At 55.1% G+C, this 17281-nt stretch carries 16 protein-coding genes; 11 read left to right on the top strand and 5 right to left on the bottom strand.

Annotated elements, in window-relative coordinates; genetic code table 11:
* Positions 1-30 precede the first annotated feature (30 nt).
* On the top strand, positions 31-396 hold the full coding sequence (locus tag IMCC21906_RS14895) for a DUF3742 family protein (RefSeq protein ID WP_047012820.1): 366 nt from the start codon (positions 31-33) through the stop codon (positions 394-396).
* Positions 397-410: 14 nt separating this feature from the next.
* Here the strand turns inward: IMCC21906_RS14895 and IMCC21906_RS14890 are convergent, their stop codons facing one another.
* From IMCC21906_RS14890 to IMCC21906_RS14870, 5 genes are read right to left on the bottom strand one after another with little or no spacing between them, the layout of a single operon-like run.
* Positions 411-1928 carry a conjugal transfer protein TraG N-terminal domain-containing protein gene (locus IMCC21906_RS14890; protein ID WP_047012819.1) on the bottom strand — a complete coding sequence of 506 codons (1518 nt, stop codon included), beginning with the start codon at positions 1926-1928 and terminating at the stop codon, positions 411-413.
* Between the two features lie 16 nt (positions 1929-1944).
* Positions 1945-2292 carry a hypothetical protein gene (locus IMCC21906_RS14885; RefSeq protein WP_156166061.1) on the bottom strand — a complete coding sequence of 116 codons (348 nt, stop codon included), beginning with the start codon at positions 2290-2292 and terminating at the stop codon, positions 1945-1947.
* Positions 2289-3686 (bottom strand): integrating conjugative element protein, encoded by a 1398-nt coding sequence (locus IMCC21906_RS14880; RefSeq protein ID WP_047012818.1) that lies wholly within the window; start codon positions 3684-3686, stop codon positions 2289-2291. Before IMCC21906_RS14880 ends, IMCC21906_RS14885 begins: the two co-directional genes overlap by 4 nt.
* 10 nt (positions 3687-3696) lie before the next feature.
* The gene (locus IMCC21906_RS14875) at positions 3697-4638 is read right to left on the bottom strand and encodes a TIGR03756 family integrating conjugative element protein (RefSeq protein ID WP_047012817.1); all 942 of its coding nucleotides are present in this window, start codon (positions 4636-4638) and stop codon (positions 3697-3699) included.
* A complete protein-coding gene (locus tag IMCC21906_RS14870) occupies positions 4635-5045 on the bottom strand; it encodes a TIGR03757 family integrating conjugative element protein (protein WP_052763562.1) in 411 nt (136 codons plus the stop codon). Before IMCC21906_RS14870 ends, IMCC21906_RS14875 begins: the two co-directional genes overlap by 4 nt.
* A gap of 383 nt (positions 5046-5428) precedes the next feature.
* On the opposite strand from IMCC21906_RS14870, the gene IMCC21906_RS14865 reads away from it, so the two are divergent.
* The 10 genes from IMCC21906_RS14865 to IMCC21906_RS14815 all read left to right on the top strand — a co-directional run bounded on the left by IMCC21906_RS14865 (position 5429) and on the right by IMCC21906_RS14815 (position 17209).
* Positions 5429-6451, top strand: coding sequence for a DUF6088 family protein (locus tag IMCC21906_RS14865; protein ID WP_047012816.1), 1023 nt, complete (start codon positions 5429-5431; stop codon positions 6449-6451).
* Positions 6438-7091 (top strand): nucleotidyl transferase AbiEii/AbiGii toxin family protein, encoded by a 654-nt coding sequence (locus IMCC21906_RS14860; RefSeq protein ID WP_052763561.1) that lies wholly within the window; start codon positions 6438-6440, stop codon positions 7089-7091. Before IMCC21906_RS14865 ends, IMCC21906_RS14860 begins: the two co-directional genes overlap by 14 nt.
* A gap of 91 nt (positions 7092-7182) precedes the next feature.
* Positions 7183-7800, top strand: a complete 618-nt coding sequence (locus IMCC21906_RS14855; protein WP_047012815.1) for a LysE family translocator — start codon at positions 7183-7185, stop codon at positions 7798-7800.
* A gap of 358 nt (positions 7801-8158) precedes the next feature.
* Positions 8159-8518, top strand: coding sequence for a hypothetical protein (locus tag IMCC21906_RS14850; RefSeq protein ID WP_047012814.1), 360 nt, complete (start codon positions 8159-8161; stop codon positions 8516-8518).
* A 127-nt stretch (positions 8519-8645) separates the two neighbouring features.
* Positions 8646-9146 carry a DUF411 domain-containing protein gene (locus IMCC21906_RS14845; protein WP_231580286.1) on the top strand — a complete coding sequence of 167 codons (501 nt, stop codon included), beginning with the start codon at positions 8646-8648 and terminating at the stop codon, positions 9144-9146.
* Between the two features lie 11 nt (positions 9147-9157).
* Positions 9158-10495: a TolC family protein gene (locus IMCC21906_RS14840; protein WP_047012813.1), complete on the top strand. Its 1338-nt coding sequence runs from the start codon at positions 9158-9160 to the stop codon at positions 10493-10495.
* Positions 10492-12093, top strand: coding sequence for an efflux RND transporter periplasmic adaptor subunit (locus tag IMCC21906_RS14835; RefSeq protein ID WP_047012812.1), 1602 nt, complete (start codon positions 10492-10494; stop codon positions 12091-12093). Before IMCC21906_RS14840 ends, IMCC21906_RS14835 begins: the two co-directional genes overlap by 4 nt.
* Positions 12090-15218, top strand: a complete 3129-nt coding sequence (locus tag IMCC21906_RS14830; RefSeq protein ID WP_047012811.1) for an efflux RND transporter permease subunit — start codon at positions 12090-12092, stop codon at positions 15216-15218. The genes IMCC21906_RS14835 and IMCC21906_RS14830 overlap by 4 nt, the downstream gene beginning before the upstream one ends.
* Positions 15219-16475: 1257 nt before the next feature.
* Positions 16476-16892: a MerR family DNA-binding protein gene (locus IMCC21906_RS14820; RefSeq protein WP_047013472.1), complete on the top strand. Its 417-nt coding sequence runs from the start codon at positions 16476-16478 to the stop codon at positions 16890-16892.
* Positions 16889-17209: a heavy-metal-associated domain-containing protein gene (locus IMCC21906_RS14815; RefSeq protein WP_023659439.1), complete on the top strand. Its 321-nt coding sequence runs from the start codon at positions 16889-16891 to the stop codon at positions 17207-17209. Before IMCC21906_RS14820 ends, IMCC21906_RS14815 begins: the two co-directional genes overlap by 4 nt.
* Positions 17210-17281: the final 72 nt, after the last annotated feature.

The following is a 17281-nucleotide window of genomic DNA, read 5'->3' as shown; positions in this document are numbered from 1 at the left end:
TGACGCAGAACTGAAAAGCGAGGCAGAACGATGGCAACTAATGCACATACCGAAAGGTGGGCTCATCGGGCTGGCTGTAAGGTTGGCCGTGCGTGGCGTGGAGTTGTGCGTCAGGATCGGCGAGCCATTGAGTGGTTTGTGAAACACGGTTGGCCAACTGGTCTCGCCAAGGCGATGCTCTGGGCTTTCAAGCTTATCGTGTTGGGTATTCTGCTGTACGTCGCTTTCTGGCTGGCTTTGGTGCTGGTGTTTTTCATTGTCACTGCTTGGGTTATGAGAAATACAGAAATCAGCAATGAAAATGAGCCGGAATGGTGCGATGGCTTATTAGGGTTTGGGCTTTATCACCCGGACGGCTCTCGAATAGACCCTCACGATCCCGACGATGAATATTGATGTTCGAATGCAACTTACTTAGCACTTTTCAGTAGAGCGTCACTACCTCTTGCCCCTGCGGATTGAGCGTCTTTTGTTCCGTTCACGAGATTCTGAGCGATCCCTCCAGCACGAATCCCAACCCAGGTTAAGGCACTGAGCCAGAATGCTGGGAGAATGAAGAACAGCGTCGCCATCACAAAGTTCAACAACATATCCCCGAACGCATTGTTCAATCCCATCAGCAGGTTGAAGTTGGTGTGGGGTCGGTCTGCGCCCAGCCCCCAGCCGTAGAGGGCATCGAGTATGGTCGAGTCGAGCCAGCGTGCGAGCTGGAACCAGAAAGCCACGAAGAACAGTGCGAACTGCACACAGCTGACGATGACCACGGATTTCAGGTCGTAGGTGCCCACCACCAGTATCAGCGGAATGCAGATGGCCATGGCCATTTTCAGGAACGACAGCACCATGGGCAAGGCCTGGCGCACGATATCCATGGCGGGGAAAAAGCCCAGCGAGCCGACAGTCAGCCCCACGTCGGCGGCACCGCGGGCCACGATGTTGGGGAGCGTCATCTCGATCTGGCCGCCGTAGTCGGTGTAGACGGCGCCCTGGTTCATCTTTTGTTGACGCGGGGAGGCGATGGCGCGTATCACCGAGTCATTGATCTGGCCCTGGGTCAGGAACCCCGCCCATTCACCGATGCGATCCAGTAGATCGGGATCCACCTGCTCCAGCAACTGCGTTCGCAGCCCCTGGGGGCTGTCGGACCACCACTGTCGGCAGGTGGGGTAGCCGCCACCGCTGACCACTTCCGGAAATCCGGCGTCCCGGACTGTGTCATAGGGCCAGTCCGGTCGGGGGAGGGTGGAGTGGTAGGTGTCGTAGAAGCCAGGCGTCTCGAGGAAATAGCTGGAACCGATCCAGTTGATATCGTTCATCTCATCCTTACCGAGAGTTGGCCGGTTCATGAACAGCTTTGCCCGTGAAGGGCCATAGCAATCGTGGGTGAAGTCGGCCACCTCCTGGGCCAGCACCGGGTCGTCGATGCGGGTGCTGTCGATGTCCATGCGGATCTGGCGCAGGTCGGTCCCGCAGGGGATGGTCGCCACCGCCGCGCCGGTGATGGCCTTCGAGAGACTGTGCATGAAGAACCACCAGACCGGTACTTGGGCGCTCTGGTCGTTGAGGGTGGTAAAGCTGGTGGCCCAGTCCGTCTCGCTGGGCAGGGGCACATCGATCTGGCACTGGATAGAGCGGGAGCGGTCGAATGCCAGTGTACTCAGGTCCAGTTGGATAAACGGAATACCCGCAAACAGAATCACCACAATGGCGACCCATACCCGGTTTTCGATACGCAGCGAGGACAGTACACCTTTGTTGCCTTCGTCGGCACCCTCGGCGCGGGCGCGCAGCCACTCCTGAATGATGATGGCAAGAAACGGCAGGGCGAATACGCCACTGGCTACCAGCACGTGCCAGATGCCGTTACTGACGATCCAGCCCACCAGCGTCAGATAGTATTCCAAGTAGTCCGAAGTATAGAGCGTCACCGGGCAGGCTCCCCTTTTACGACCTGTATAGCCAAGTGTTGGCTTCCATTAGGAGCAGGGCGGTGCCCGTGGCGATTTCCACTCTCAACAAGCGGGCGCGGGCCGAGGGTTCCCGCCGCAGTAAGCGGGGGCGTAGTCGCCACCAGCCGTAACCGATGGCGCCATAGAGGCCGAGTCGCCATACTAGAACGCCTCCAGCGTGGGATTTGAGCCAAAGATGCCAGGCCGTTTGGCTGCCGACGGCCTGAATGCCCGCCCAGGAGGCCAAGAAGGCTGTCGTGACCAGTAGCACCATCCAGAAACCTGCCCAGGCCAGTCGGCGGCAGTAACGGCGGATTGGCGATGAATGTGGCGGCGAGGTCATGGTGAGTTGTCCGGTTTCTCCGCCTCGCGCAGCCGGTCGCGGATGGTCTCACCGTCATAAATGCCACTGGAGTTGGCACCGCGCACGCGGTTGCGCTGGATGATGGCCAATGGGGAATTACCCGCCAGGGTGCGGCGCAGCTCCAGTTCGGTTTTGAGATTGTTGATAGCCTGCTCCAGAGTCGTAAGCTCCTTGTCCACCGCCGCGATGGCCAGTTCGTTTGAGGCAACATTGGGTTCTTTCATCCCCGCCAGTAGGGTGCGTTGCAACAGCAGGGCTTTTTCCAGGATGCTGGACAGCGCGATATCCGATGCCAGGCGGCGTCCCAGGATGTCCTGATCGGGCTCATCCCGCAGCGCCTCGATCACCGCCCGGGTAATGGGCAGGGAGCGGCTGCCGGCGGCTTCCAGGTTGTCGATGGTGGTGGATGAGCGCCCCGTCACCAGATCCTGCAGAGAGAGCAGTTTCTCGTCGTATTCCTCCTGGATCAGTGGCGTCAGGCCGACACCGGGGGTGGTGCGCGTCTTGGTGCAGCTGTCGCAGGTGCGCTGCTCCCGTTCACCCAGTACGCGGACGGCCCAGTCGGCGGCTGCCTCGGGAGACGGCCAGGCCCTGCAGCCCAACTGGTCGGCGCAGGTCGTGGGATCAATGTTGGAGGTGTCGTCAACCGCCCGGCTGTTCAACAGGTTGTAACCGGCGCGGGTGACATCGCCGATCATGCGGATCGGTGCCTGGCTATTGCCCCCCGCATTGTCGCCGCCCACCCAAGGGACGCCGCCGTTGCCGCGGTTGGCTTCCGCTTCTTCAATGGCGGCGACCGCATCGTTGTCGGCGACGGCCTCTTTCAGGGCCATACCTTCGGCCAGTTGATCCCATCCCAGTTGGCCGCCCGCTGTGTCAGCCATGCGGTTGGCAATAGCCCGGCAGGTCATTTTTGAGCGGTCAAAATCCAGCCGCGCCTGCAAGATACCGTTGGTCAATAGGTTGTAGAGACCCGGGTCGGCGCGCTGAATGATCAGGGCGGGTAGTGAGGCCACCGCGGCTGTCGCATTCTGAATCACATTGCTCATGATGCTCTGAAAGCCGTTGGTGATGCCGTTAAGTTGGTTGTGAAGGGTGGTGGTGATGCTCATGTCCCCACAGATCAGATTGCTGTTCCAGCCCACGCCGACACCGAGGCTTTGCATATTGCCGGCGCTGCCCATGGAAACCGCCCGGCCGCCGCCAATGGTGTAGAGCACATCGTCGCCAATCACACTGCCGGTGACGCTGACCCCATCGCCGTCAATCGTGGTTTGCGCCGACGTGATATGACAGCTGCTGAGCAATAATGCCAGGGCGAGGCATTGGATAATGCGAGTGCGAGTGATGAGGTGGCTATGGCTCAGGTGCATATCTGTCGCCTCACTGCACATCGATGCTGCCGAGAAACACCTGGCCTTGCCGTTCGCAGCACTGGTAGGGGCGCCACAGTGCCCAGGCATAGTCTCCTCGGGTGGCCTGAGTATGGTTCCCGCTGTTGGGAAAGACGGCACAGCTTCTGGACAGGGTGGGGGTCAGTTCCTGCCATTTGCCGGTGGCGGCATCGCTTTCCATCAGGGCACCGGCAGGCCAATACCCCGCGGATTGTCTGGCCAGCAGGGGCTGGTAGACGTGGACCTGGCCGCGGCGGGTTACGATGTCGCCCGCCCGCTGGGCCACCACCGCCCCTGCCTTGTGATCGTCCACGTGATGCAGGAAACCGCCGCGGGGGTAGACATTGCCCCAGAGGTTGAGGGTGCTGCGCGCGCCGATTTCACGCCTGCCCAGTATCAGGGCTTCCGGGTAGAACGCTTCGGGAAGGTTGTAGCGCCAGGCGAGGGTGTCCAGGGTGCTGAGCAGGTAGGGCATAAAGGCCGTGCCCGCCCCTTCGCAGCTATAGCCCCACTGGCCGGCGAACTGGCTGAAGATATAGCCGCCGGGATGGCCGATGACATCCGCATTCTTGAACTTGGCCAGGTTGTTCTCATGGGATTCGTTGGTCGTGCCGTCACCGCCGGCCTGTGCCGTTTCGTTGGACGGGCTCATGGCGGCGACCTCCGCCCAGGGGTTTTCGCCGGTATTGGAATAACTGGAGACCACCGCGTCGGGTACATAGTGACTGACCTTAATGGAGGTTTCGACGGAGCAACTGTAGGGCGTGCAAAACAACCAATAGCAGATACCGACAACGCGGTATTCGAGGCAGTCCGGTGACACCGTGGACGAGACAATGTCGGCGGTGGTGAGTGCCGAGGAGGGCAGGGCGTGGCATAGCAGGATGATGGCAGCTTTGCGGCGAAGTCGATGACGGAGAGGGCGTCTCATGGTTGCTGTCTCCGGTATGCCTCGATTCGGGACAGTGCGCGGCGGAGATTGTGCTCGCCGTAGACGACGTAGCGCTGGTCGACGACCACAGCCGGAATGCGATCAACCCCCAGCTGCCAGGCATCGATAACGTCCTGGTACGCTCGGCTCAAACGCAGGTGCAGCGCTTTCTTTCCCGCTGCCATGCGTTGCCGGACTGCCGCTGCTGCATTCTCCGGGTTGGTGGGTAAGCCGGCGGAAAAGGCCGCCTCAATACGCGCCGGGGCATCCAGTTCAATCAGCCGATCCGGCGTGCCGGCAACAGGATGGTGCTGGTCGGTGACTACCCAGACTTCGGTACGGGCGAGCGAGGCCCACAGACATAATCCGATGGTGACGGCGTAAAGCCACAGCGATCCTGTTCGCATAAATACTCACCTAAACAAGGGGGCAGGCGAATAGTAGGCCCCGGTTGAGCATGGAGGGGCGACAAAGAAAGGGAATTGCCGGATGCCGGATTGATTGCTCGTATAGGGCAATGGACCCATGTAGGTTTGATTTCTATGGTATTTGTCCAATTAAATTGGACTTAATGCGGCCAAGGTAAACTTCCGTTATGAGGGTGACTGCGCTTTCCAGCAGGTCTCGCCTCGTGATTTGGCTTCCCGGTGTGCTGTTACCGTTGTCCTTGGGATGTGTGGCGTGTCGGGCGGGGCATGTATCGCTGGCTACCGTCGTCAAACTGTACCGAGACCTTGATTTTGTGATAAAATCGCATGATGTATTATCACTATTGAGGTAGTTGGCACCGATGAGCTTGGCAGGGCAAGTAAAACTGCAGTTGCAGAGTGTGCCGGAGGGTGGCGTTATCACCAGCCGAGCACTCCACAAATTGTCGCCTGACAGTCAGCAGGTCGATAAGGCCGCCTCTCGTCTGTACAAAACAGCGGGGCTCCAGAAGCTTCGCAATGGTATTTATTACCGCCCCTATACCAGCACCTTCTTCGGCAAGCTTCCACCCGAAGAAGAGCGCATTGTTCGTTCAATCAAACAGCAATACCAAGCCAAGGTGGCCCCGTCTGGTGAGTTGGCTGCCTACAAGCTCGGTTTAACCGACAACTTGCCCGATAACATTAGTTACGAAACCAATAAGCGCATCGGCCCCATCCAACTCGATAATCTCACACTTTATTTTCGCAAGGTGGAGGGTAAAAAGCTCGTTTCGGTCAATGGCGGCTTGTTGACGGTTTTGCGGGCGCTGGAGTTTCTCTACAAGGAAGAAGGGCGTTTAACCGTACTGCAGGAGCAGCGTATACGTCGACTACTCAGTCGTTTTTCCCGCGGGCAACTCGACAAAGCCATTGCCTTGTGGCCCGTATGGTTCCAGGACAAAGTAAAGGCTTTCATGCAGGGAGTGGAGAAACCGTATATTACCGGGCTAAGTGCTCTGAACATTCCCCACAAGGGAAAACAGGCGGATTGGCATCAGATGGGCATGCTTCACAGAAATAAATTTCAAGTTGCCGGGAAGAATTACGACAGCGCACCCAACCTTCAGGATACAGAGCTGTTTGACTGCAGTACTTTCTTGCGGAAATTCAACGTCGATGTAGGCACCATCCTGTGTGCCACACCCCTGCGCGCGATGAAAGATATTTTGTTCGCCAGCATCATCCGCAAATCACAATACCCTGGTTTCTTTATGCTGGATCAGTTTATGTTCGATATAACTCCCAGCGAGATGAAGCAAGCGATTGATGAACTGAGACCGTTGGCGGACGAAACACAGAAGCAGTTACTCGATACCTGGATGCATGACAATGAGCTTGAGTGACGAACAGCAACGCGAACACATAGAGGTCATGTCGGCGCTGTGCCATGGTTTTCACAAGAAAGGGCTGCCGATGATCCTGAAAGGTGGGACAGCCCTGAAGCTGTGTTATGACCTCGATCGCTTTAGCGAGGATCTGGATTTCGATTGTGCCAAAGCCCTGAATCTGGACAGTTCGATCAAGGAGGTTTTTACGCAGCTCGGCAAGGGCAAAGCCCACTTGAGAAACCCAACGATTGATATCACCAAGGACACAAAAACGGTTCGCCGCTACCGCATAACATATGGGGATGGCATGAATCTAAAGTTGGAAACCTCATTGCGCGGTACGCCCAATGACAACGACCTTGTCGAGATAAACGGTATCCTCACCTACAGGATTGGGAAACTGATCCAACAAAAACTCAGCGCACTCACCGGACGAACCGCCGCCCGAGACTTGCATGATGTCATTTATCTCTACGAACATTTCCCGGATGATTTTGACGATGAGGCCTTGGCGGAAATCACTGCCTTGTACGACAACCAGTCATCAATTCTCGAAGAATACACCCCGGCCTATAGTGAAGATACCATCCTGTCGATCTCTGACCTGTTGCAGGATATGAGTCGGTTCATTGATCTTTACGAGCAGCGTCATTGATACCCGGGAGTCGATCCATTCGATACGATCTGCGCAAGGATCCAATAACATGGGTAGAAGGGGACATGCTGTCAATTAATGGGAAAAAGGGATGACTGCATACGATCTGCTCGGGCTTTTCCTTGTCATGAGCGCATTGGCCGCGATACCCAGTGCCAGTGTGGCGCTGGTGGTTGTGCGTTCGGCGACGGTGAATGTGCGTAACGGTATCGCTACCGCAGTGGGGGTTGTGGCGGGGGACCTGATCTTTATTACCATGGCCATGATGGGGCTGGTGGCGCTGTCTGAAATCATGGGTGCCTTCTTCGCCATGATCCGCTACCTGGCTGCCGGTTATCTGGTCTGGGTTGGTTGGCAGTTGATCCGGCACGCGGCGGACACCAGGGTTGTGAATGCGGGTCAGGTCACAGGCGGTATGGCGACCAGTTTTCTATCCGGACTGGCGCTGACCCTGGGCGATATCAAGGCTATCCTGTTCTATGCAAGCTTGTTTCCCGCCTTTGTCGATATCGCGTCCCTGACAATGTCCGATGTCGTACTTATTATGCTGGTGACGGTCATTGCCGTTGGCGGTGTCAAGGTTGCCTATGCACTGGCAGCCAATCGGATTGCCTGGCTATCGAAAGGGATTGTATTTCGGCAGGAGGCCAGAGTCGCCGCCGGTGGCCTGCTGGTGGGGGCGGGCGGTTATCTCATTGTGAAGGCCTGAAGGTATTGTGCGGGCTGGACAGTTGAAGCCTCTTTCGGTCGGTTGTACGTCGTGATTATTTCAGGGGTTCTGGTTATTTGGCTCAATTCTTATTGGCCGGACTTATTAATAGTCGCCAGTGTTGTGGCTGTGGTTTTTCTGCACACTGCATATGAAGTGCTTCGAAGCGCAGGTCAATCCTGACGGGGTGGGCCTCAAGTCAATATTTGCAGTTCTGGCGCTTAATGGAAGTATCCGTTGATTGATCTATGTCAATCATCAAGGGCGTTATGTTTGAACTTTCGAGAGAATAAGGTATCTTTCCTAATGTTAATATAACCATTTGCAGATTATGTGGCTTAGCAGATTCAGATTTTACATGGCGATCTTCGCGTTACTGGCTTTTACCAGCCAGTCGTTCGCTGTTGCGAAATTGCCCTGCCACAAGATGAGTCACGAACCTGATGTTCCAGTAATGACGGGGGCAATGGATCATGGAAGCCATACCAAGGCAAACAATATCCAGATCAATAATGCCCTTACGGCTGATGCCGCTGATTGTTGCAGCCAGGATCACTGCTCTCAGTTGGATTGCATCTCTGCAAGCGTTGCGGTGGTGAGTACACTGTCGCCGTTTTCCGTTCAGTTTTCTCAAACCCTCAATACAGCGTATTCGGTTTCCTTCCTCTCCCAGGCAGCTTCCTCGCTGTTTCGCCCCCCCCATTTCCCGCTGAAGTAGGGTTGGTACGCCTGAAATTCAGGCGTCTGACGACTCGATAAGCGGGAGATCAAAACTCCCATAACGTATGTTTAAAACGCGCCATCGCTACGAGCGCGTTCACTGCAACTCTTGATTGGGAGTCATCATGAAGCCGTTACATACCTATCTGCGCTTTCCGGCGCTGATCGTATTCCTGTTATTTCTTACCGCTTGTTCCGAAAGCGAAAATCACGCAACTAAAAGCGCAACGATTGCCACGTTGGATGTTTATAAAAGCCGCACCTGTCAATGCTGCCAGCAATGGATTCACCATATGGAAGATGTTGGTTTTGACACAAAAACCCACCACCCGTCGGACTTGAATCGCATTAAAAATGACTATGGCATAGCACCTGAGTTCCAGTCCTGCCATACGGCAGTTTCGAGCGACGGCTATGTGTTCGAAGGCCATATCCCTGCGCGCTTTGTTCAGCAGTTTCTGGAAAACCCTCCCGATGACGCCATCGGCCTTAGTGTGCCTGGCATGCCAGCAGGCAGCCCTGGTATGGAGATGGGTGACAGGTTTACGCCTTACAAGGTATGGCTGCTTAAAAAAGACGGTTCGGCTGACGTGTTTGCATCTGTGAATAGTCGCGATCAGCAATAGGACATATAACGATGAACATTCAATGGGTATTTTTATTGTTTTTGCTGGTGGGGCTTCCTGTATTTGCGCAGAGCCCGGCTAATACGTTGAGTCTGGATGAGGCCATCGCCCATGCCATTGCCACGGATCCCTGGCTGAACGGTAGCCGGCATCGCGAAGACGCTTTGACCAGCGAATCAATTTCAGCATCGACGCTGCCAGACCCCAAGGTCAGCCTGATGGCGGCTAACTTTCCTACCGATAGCTTCGATATCAACCAGGAGCCTATGACGCAGCTCACTGTAGGTGTTAGTCAGATGTTTCCTCGCGGCGATAGCCTGGAGTTGTCCAGCCGTCAGAAACAGGAGTTGGCGGAACAGGAGCCATTGCTCAGGCAGAATCGCCAGGCCAAGGTAGCGGCTACTGTCTCGCAGCTGTGGCTGGAAGCATTCAGGGCCCAGGAGAGCATTCGATTGATTGAGCGGGATCGCTCGCTGTTTGAACATTTGGTGGATGCAACCAAAGCGAGCTATTCGTCGGCACTGGGACGTGCCCGCCAGCAGGATATTATCCGGGCCCAATTGGAGCTTACCCGGTTGGACGATCGTTTGACGGTGCTGCGGCAACAGTCGGAGTCAGCACAGCAGCGTTTATCCGAGTGGGTCGGCGGTCGCGCCCGTCTGCCGTTAGCGCAGCTTGTGCCCAGTCAGTACGGTGATGAGCCGACGTCGGTGGGAAGTCAGCCGGATAGTGATCGTTTGCTCTATGAACAGGTCAATCGGCACCCACTCTTGCTGGCACTTGATCAGCGTATTGATGCCATGGAGACCGGGGTCGAATTAGCGCGCCAGAAATATAAACCTGAGTGGGGTCTTTCCGCCCAATACGGCTATAGGGACGATGATCCCATGGGTCGCGACCGCGCTGATTTGTTCTCTGTCGGTGTGACCTTTGACCTGCCGCTTTTCACCGGCAAGCGACAGGATAAAGACGTCAGTGCGGCCACTTCTCGGGCCGAGGCCTTGAAAACTGACAAGTTACTGATGGCGCGAAAGCTGATGGCGGAACTGGATACGGCCTTGGTCCAGCTACAGCGCCTGAATGATCGTCGCGCGCTCTACGCCGAGCAGTTATTGCCGCAAATGTCAGAGCAGGCCGAAGCTGCCCTGGCCGCCTACAACAACGACGACGGCGACTTTGCCGAAGCGGTGCGCGCCCGCATTGCTGAGTTAAATGCCAAGATCGACTTTTTAACGATCAGGATTGATCGGCTGAAGATGATTGCCGAGTTGAATTACCTCTTGTCCAAAAATGGTTCAGAACCGTTTCCCGCCACCAGCAGAGAACACGCTGAAGGATTAACCCCATGAAGATTCAATTGAATAAATCTTTTTTCATTACAGTTGCCTTGTTGATTGCGACAGCGACCCTTGCTCACTATTCGGCCCTATGGCGTATGAAAGGGACCACGGGCGATGATGACGTTGCAACCGAGAAAAAACCACTCTACTGGGTCGCGCCGATGAATCCCAATTATAAGCGCGATAATCCGGGTAAATCCCCTATGGGGATGGATCTGATACCAGTGTATGAAAACGCGGGCGGCGATCAGGAGATTGGCACAGTCACCATCTCTCCCGATGTGGTCAATAACCTCGGCGTACGTACAGCGCCTGCCACTCGGGGGCAGCTGGACGTCTCTGTCAATACCGTGGGCTATGTGCAATATGATGAAGACCGTCTTGTTCACATTCATCCACGGGTAGAAGGCTGGATTGAAAAACTCCATGTCAAAGCCGCCGGAGATCCGGTCACTCAAGGCGAACCGCTCTATGCCTTATATTCGCCTACCCTGGTCAATGCTCAGGAAGAACTGTTGCTGGCATTAAAGCGAAATAACCCAACACTAATCACTGCTGCCATGGAACGGCTGTCGGCTTTACAGGTGCCGGAATCGGAGATCCACCGACTGAAAAAATCCGCAAAGGTCAGTCAGGCCATCACCATCAAGGCCCCGCAATCCGGCGTATTGGACAATCTTATGGTCCGTGAAGGCATGTTTGTGAAACCCGGTATGGAAATGATGGCCATCGGGCAGCTGGAACATATCTGGGTCATAGGAGAAGTGTTCGAGCGTCAGGTTATGAGTGTGCGAGAGGGCGATGCAGTGCGCATGTACCTCGATTATCTGCCAGGACGCACGTGGTCTGGCACGGTTGACTATATCTACCCGTCACTGAATACCCAGACTCGAACAGCTCGGGTGCGGGTACGATTCGACAACCCGGACGGTTACTTGCGGCCGGGTATGTTTGCGCAAATGACGATAGCGACACAACCCGCTCGGGAGGCGTTGCTCATTCCCCGTGAAGCACTGATTCGCACGGGTAGTCAATCGCGGGTCGTGTTGGCTAAAGGTGACGGGCGCTTTAAATCCATCGCCGTCGAGGTGGGGCGGATTGGCGAGAACCAGGTGGAGATTCTGTCGGGGCTCAACGAGGGCGACCGGCTTGTGACTTCCGCTCAATTTTTGATTGATTCCGAATCCAGCAAGACCTCGGATTTTCGTCGCATGAACCACAGCCCGGATGACGATACCCAGCCTGAAACACCGGCATCGGTATCGGTCGACGCCCGTATTGAAGGCGTCATGGTCGAACACCGAATGCTCAAGCTGGCTCACGACCCCATCGATGCCTGGCAATGGCCGGCCATGACGATGGATTTTACTGTGGACCCCGCAGTGGATCTGGATGGGCTGAAACCCGACATGAAGCTGCATGTGGAGATTCAGCGGAACGGGGACAACCACTACGTGATCAGCCAGATCCATCGACTGGAACAGGTGTCCGAAGATGCGCCCAGGGAGGGGGACGGGCAATCCATGGACAACAGCCAGCATCAGGGTATGAGCCATGATGCGATCGATATGGATCAAGGCCAGCGCAACGGGGAGGACAAGCCATGATTGAAGGTATTATCCGCTGGTCTGTCCAAAACCGCTTTTTTGTGCTGCTGGCCACCCTGATTCTGGTGGGGATCGGCGGTTGGTCCCTGAAAAACACGCCAGTGGATGCCATTCCCGATTTGTCGGACGTGCAGGTGATTATCAAAACCAGTTATCCGGGGCAGGCGCCGCAGGTGGTGGAAGATCAGGTCACCTATCCACTGACTACAGCCATGCTGTCCGTGCCTGGCGCCGTTACGGTTCGGGGTTACTCCTTTTTCGGCGACTCCTATGTCTATGTCATTTTTGATGAGGATACCGATGCTTACTGGGCGCGATCGCGAGTGCTGGAGTACCTGTCGCAGGTGGCACCGACTTTGCCGCCCAATGCCAGGCCGCAATTGGGGCCGGATGCCACCGGTGTGGGTTGGGTCTACCTCTACGCGCTGGTGGACCGCACCGGTCAGCACGATCTCAGCCAGCTGCGCAGCCTGCAGGACTGGTTCTTGAAATACGAGCTGCAAACGGTTCCCGGCGTGTCGGAAGTTTCCGCCCTGGGTGGCATGGTGAAGCAATATCAGGTCAGGGTTCACCCGGATAAGTTACGGGCCTTCAACATCCCGCTGTCCCATATCCAAATGGCGATCCAGCGGGGTAACCAGGAGGTCGGGGCGTCGGTGGTGGAAATGGCCGAAGCGGAATACATGGTGCGCGCGTCTGGCTACATCCAGGGGCGTGATGATCTGGCCAATATCCCTTTGGGCCTGAACGTAAACGGTACCCCCTTGCTGTTAAAGGATGTGGCGGACATCGACGTCGGGCCGCAGATGCGCCGGGGCATTGCCGAACTCAATGGCGAAGGTGAAACGGTGGGCGGCATCGTGGTCATGCGTTTTGGCGAGAATGCGCAAAAAACCATTGATGGCGTCAAAGCCAAGCTGGAGACACTCAAGGCCGGGTTGCCTGAGGGTGTGGAAATCGTGACGGTCTATGATCGTTCCGGCCTGATTGAGCGTGCGGTGGAAAACCTGTGGCACAAATTGCTGGAAGAGTTCATCGTCGTGGCCCTGGTGTGTGTCGTCTTCCTGTTTCATATCCGCTCCAGTCTGGTGGCCATTGTCAGTTTGCCAGTGGGTATTCTTGTCGCATTTATCGTCATGCATGCGCAAGGACTCAACGCCAATATCATGTCGTTGGGCGGGATTGCCATTGCCATCGGCGCCATGATCGACGGCGCCATCGTCATGATAGAGAACATGCACAAGCATATGGAGCGAACACCACTGACCAACGAAAATCGCTGGCAGGTAGTCGCGGAATCTGCTGCCGAGGTGGGGCCGGCGCTATTTTTCAGCCTGCTGATTATCACCGTGAGTTTCGTGCCGGTGTTTACCTTGGAGGCGCAGGAAGGCCGTATGTTCTCGCCGCTGGCCTTTACCAAAACCTATGCGATGGCCGCAAGCGCTGCATTGGCGGTAACGCTGGTGCCCGTGCTGATGGGCTATTTTATTCGCGGAAAAGTATTGCCCGAGCACAAAAACCCACTCAATCGCGCGTTGATTGGCGTGTATATGCCTGCGCTTAAAACCGTGCTCAATTACCCTAAATCCACGCTCGTGTTAGCCCTGGTGATTACGGTTATCGGGTTTTGGCCAGTCAGCCAGATAGGTAGCGAATTTATCCCCCCCCTGGATGAGGGCGATTTGATGTATATGCCCACCACCTATCCGGGGCTGTCCATAGGTAAAGCACGGGAGATCCTGCAACAAACTGACAAGTTGATTGCCACGGTGCCCGAAGTGAAAAGCGTATTCGGCAAAATCGGTCGGGCAGAAACAGCCACTGACCCGGCGCCCCTGACCATGATTGAAACCTTTGTCCAGTTGAAACCGAGAGAGGAGTGGCGCGATGGCATGACCACGGAATCGTTAAAAAAGGAACTGGATGCCTTGGTGAAGTTTCCTGGACTGACCAATGCCTGGGTGATGCCCATCAAAACCCGTATCGACATGCTGGCCACGGGTATTAAAACCCCGGTAGGCATCAAGGTGGCTGGCCCTGATCTGAGGGAAATCGAAAAAATCGGCAAGCGTCTGGAACAGGTGCTCAAAGATGTACCTGGCACCGCCTCAGTGTATTCCGAGCGAGTAGCGGGTGGCCGTTATATCAAGGTGGATATTCAGCGGGAAAAGGCAGCGCGTTATGGTCTCAATATCGCTGACGTGCAGCAGGTGGTGGCCACTGCTATCGGCGGCATGAACGTCGCGCAGACAATCGAAGGGTTGGAGCGTTATCCCGTCAATCTGCGTTATCCGCAGGACTATCGTAACTCGCCGGAACAACTGGCCTTGCTGCCTATTGTAACAACCAGTGGCCAGCGCATTGCATTGGGGGATGTCGCTCGTGTTTATGTGGAAGACGGCCCACCTGCCATCAAGAGCGAGAATGCCCGCCTTAATGGCTGGACCTTTGTTGACATCGATGGCGTGGATATTGGCAGTTACGTAAAAAATGCCATGGCTGTGGTGGCCGATCAGGTCGAGCTACCCGCAGGCTACTCCCTCAACTGGTCGGGACAGTACGAATACATGCTAAGAGCCAAAGAAAAACTCACCTATGTGGTGCCACTGACGTTGGCCATTATCATCGTGCTGCTCTATTTCAATTTTCGCAGCGTTGCCGAGGTCGCGATCATCATGGGGACTCTGCCGCTAGCCATGGTGGGCTCGATCTGGCTGATGTACTTGCTCGGCTACAACTTCTCTGTCGCTGTTGGCGTAGGGTTTATTGCGCTGGCAGGTGTAGCAGTAGAAATCGGGGTCATCATGCTGGTGTACCTCAATCAGGCCTATCGCCATATGCTGGAAGAATGTGAGCAGAAAGGTGTTGAACCGCGAAAGGAAACATTGCGCCACGCGGTGTTGCACGGTGCCGGCCTAAGGGTAAGACCCGTGATGATGACTGCAGCGGCGATTATCGTGGGGCTGTTACCTATTATGTACGGCACGGGTACCGGTTCGGAAGTCATGAGTCGGATTGCGGCGCCTATGGTGGGTGGAATGCTGAGTGCCGTGGTGTTGACCTTGTTGGTATTGCCGGCGGTTTATCTGCTTTGGAAGCAGAGCAAGGGTAATGACGGAACTTAATCAATGAACCTGGCGTACCCGATTATAAAGTTCGGGTGCGCCGTTCTGAATTCTAACCCTATATTCTTGGCCTCTCCGTTGGTTCTGGTTGTGGAACCGATGAGAAACACATCGGTGTCAAACATTTGATTCAGATCAAGAACTGGCAATATCAGATCTGCTAGATTAAAACGGTCAATAAAGGGGGGCCGATATGGTTCATTATCTGGGTATTGTGCTGGTCATTTGGGGGTTGCTTGCGCAACCACTGATGGCTGCATTACCCGGAGATATACAGGTTCACTCTCCAGTATCAGCAAGTGCGCCCAATATTGGCGCGATCGCCTCAGTATCGGATCTGGACCATACGCTCCCAGTCCCAGCGGCCACTTCCAATCCTCTCAACCCGAATGAGTATGGTAAACAGGCGGCAGGGCATAGCCTCACTGCTTCGACAATGCCCTGTCACCAAATTGCCGACAGTAGTGATTTGTCCAAACCCTGCGGTAAGTGCTTAACCGGTCATTGTGACTCAGGCTGTCTATCGGCCAGTCATTGTGCGCCAACCTGTTCAGCCTCGGGAACAGTTGGGGCTGTCGGTTCATTTTATAAAAATACTATGAATCATGCCGCCTGCGATGTGTTCAATACCCCGCCGGAACCACTGTTGGCGCGGCTCCCCTCACGTATTTTTCATCCTCCCAAAACGGCCTGATCAGGCCGGTAATCCCGCTGGTATAACAACTGCGATACCTGTTTCGTGAATGGTTCCGCCTTTGCGGATCCTGGTTCCTGAACCTTTGAAATCCCTGCTGGCGGTTCTCCCGCTTTGTGCTGGGAGCAACGCATGTTCCGACTAGCCAGGGTAAACAGGATTACACATCCATTACAGCAATGTAATACACGGGTCATCTTAAGGTCAGAAACGCCGCTCTACTATGACAATGGATAAGTCCAGGTGCAGCTTGGGAGTTGTGTACGGGTCGATTCAATGCAGAAACGCCGCGACAGGATATCTGGCCAATATTAACGGTTGACGGCGTACAGGCTACAGATCGAGGTGCGTGTAATAGTGAGTACGAGAGGCCTGATACCTGTTAATGAAAATTGCTTGACCTGTGTCTTGGACACAGGTGTAAGGTGACAAAAAGCCGGACAAATTCTTTGGATTTTCTCTCGGGTTTAGAACTGATGATTGACTCATATCAAGGCAAGGAACAGATCTTCGGGGTTAATCTGAATCCTGCGATAGTCAGACTGAGCTGCGAGGAGGGCTGTGTGAAAGTTATCGAAATGGCCAGGCGTTTAGGGGTTACGGCCGATACCGTGCGGTTTTATACCCGGATCAAGATTCTGAAACCGGGTAAGAACAAAGCCAATGGATATCGGGAATACAGCGAAAAGGATTACAACCGCTTGCGATTCGTGCTGAGTGCACGGCAACTGGGCTTTTCCGTTGAGGATATTCAGGAAATTTTGAACCACGCGGATAATAAGAAATCGCCTTGCCCGACGGTGCGCCGCCTGATTGATCAGCGCCTGCATGAAACCGAGCGACAGCTTAGGGAAACGTTGAAATTGCGGGATCGCATGCAACAGGCTGTGTTGGAGTGGAGTCAAAAGCCGGATAAGGCGCCAACGGGCCATATGCTTTGCCATCTGATCGAAGAATTCACTGCGGAGGAAAGGTTATGAATACACACAAAACGCCAAGTGCGAATCTACACCGAGGTGGTTGTTGCTGCGCCGGCAAATCATCCGTTTCTGCTGAAGCCCGTGATATCCGCAGCGTTAGCGATACGTCTCTTCCTCTTCATCGTTTACAGGTTCAGGGTGCCAGCTGCGGTGGTTGCGTGAAAAGTATCGAGCAGACGTTGAAATCCGTTGCAGGGGTTAGCGAAGTGTCGATGGACCTGGTAACGGGCATCGCTTCAGTCATTGGTGTGGTTGAACCAAAAAACCTTACCGATGCGTTGGATCGTGTGGGTTTTCCCGCAACGCTCATTCGCTAGTTGCTGTCAAGTAAACCAGGAGTATGGATATGAGTTCAACAAACACGGAATCTGGCAATCCATCCTGTCATG

Source organism: Spongiibacter sp. IMCC21906, from assembly GCF_001010805.1.
Classification (GTDB): domain Bacteria; phylum Pseudomonadota; class Gammaproteobacteria; order Pseudomonadales; family Spongiibacteraceae; genus Spongiibacter.
This window is presented reverse-complemented; position numbering and strand designations above follow the sequence as displayed.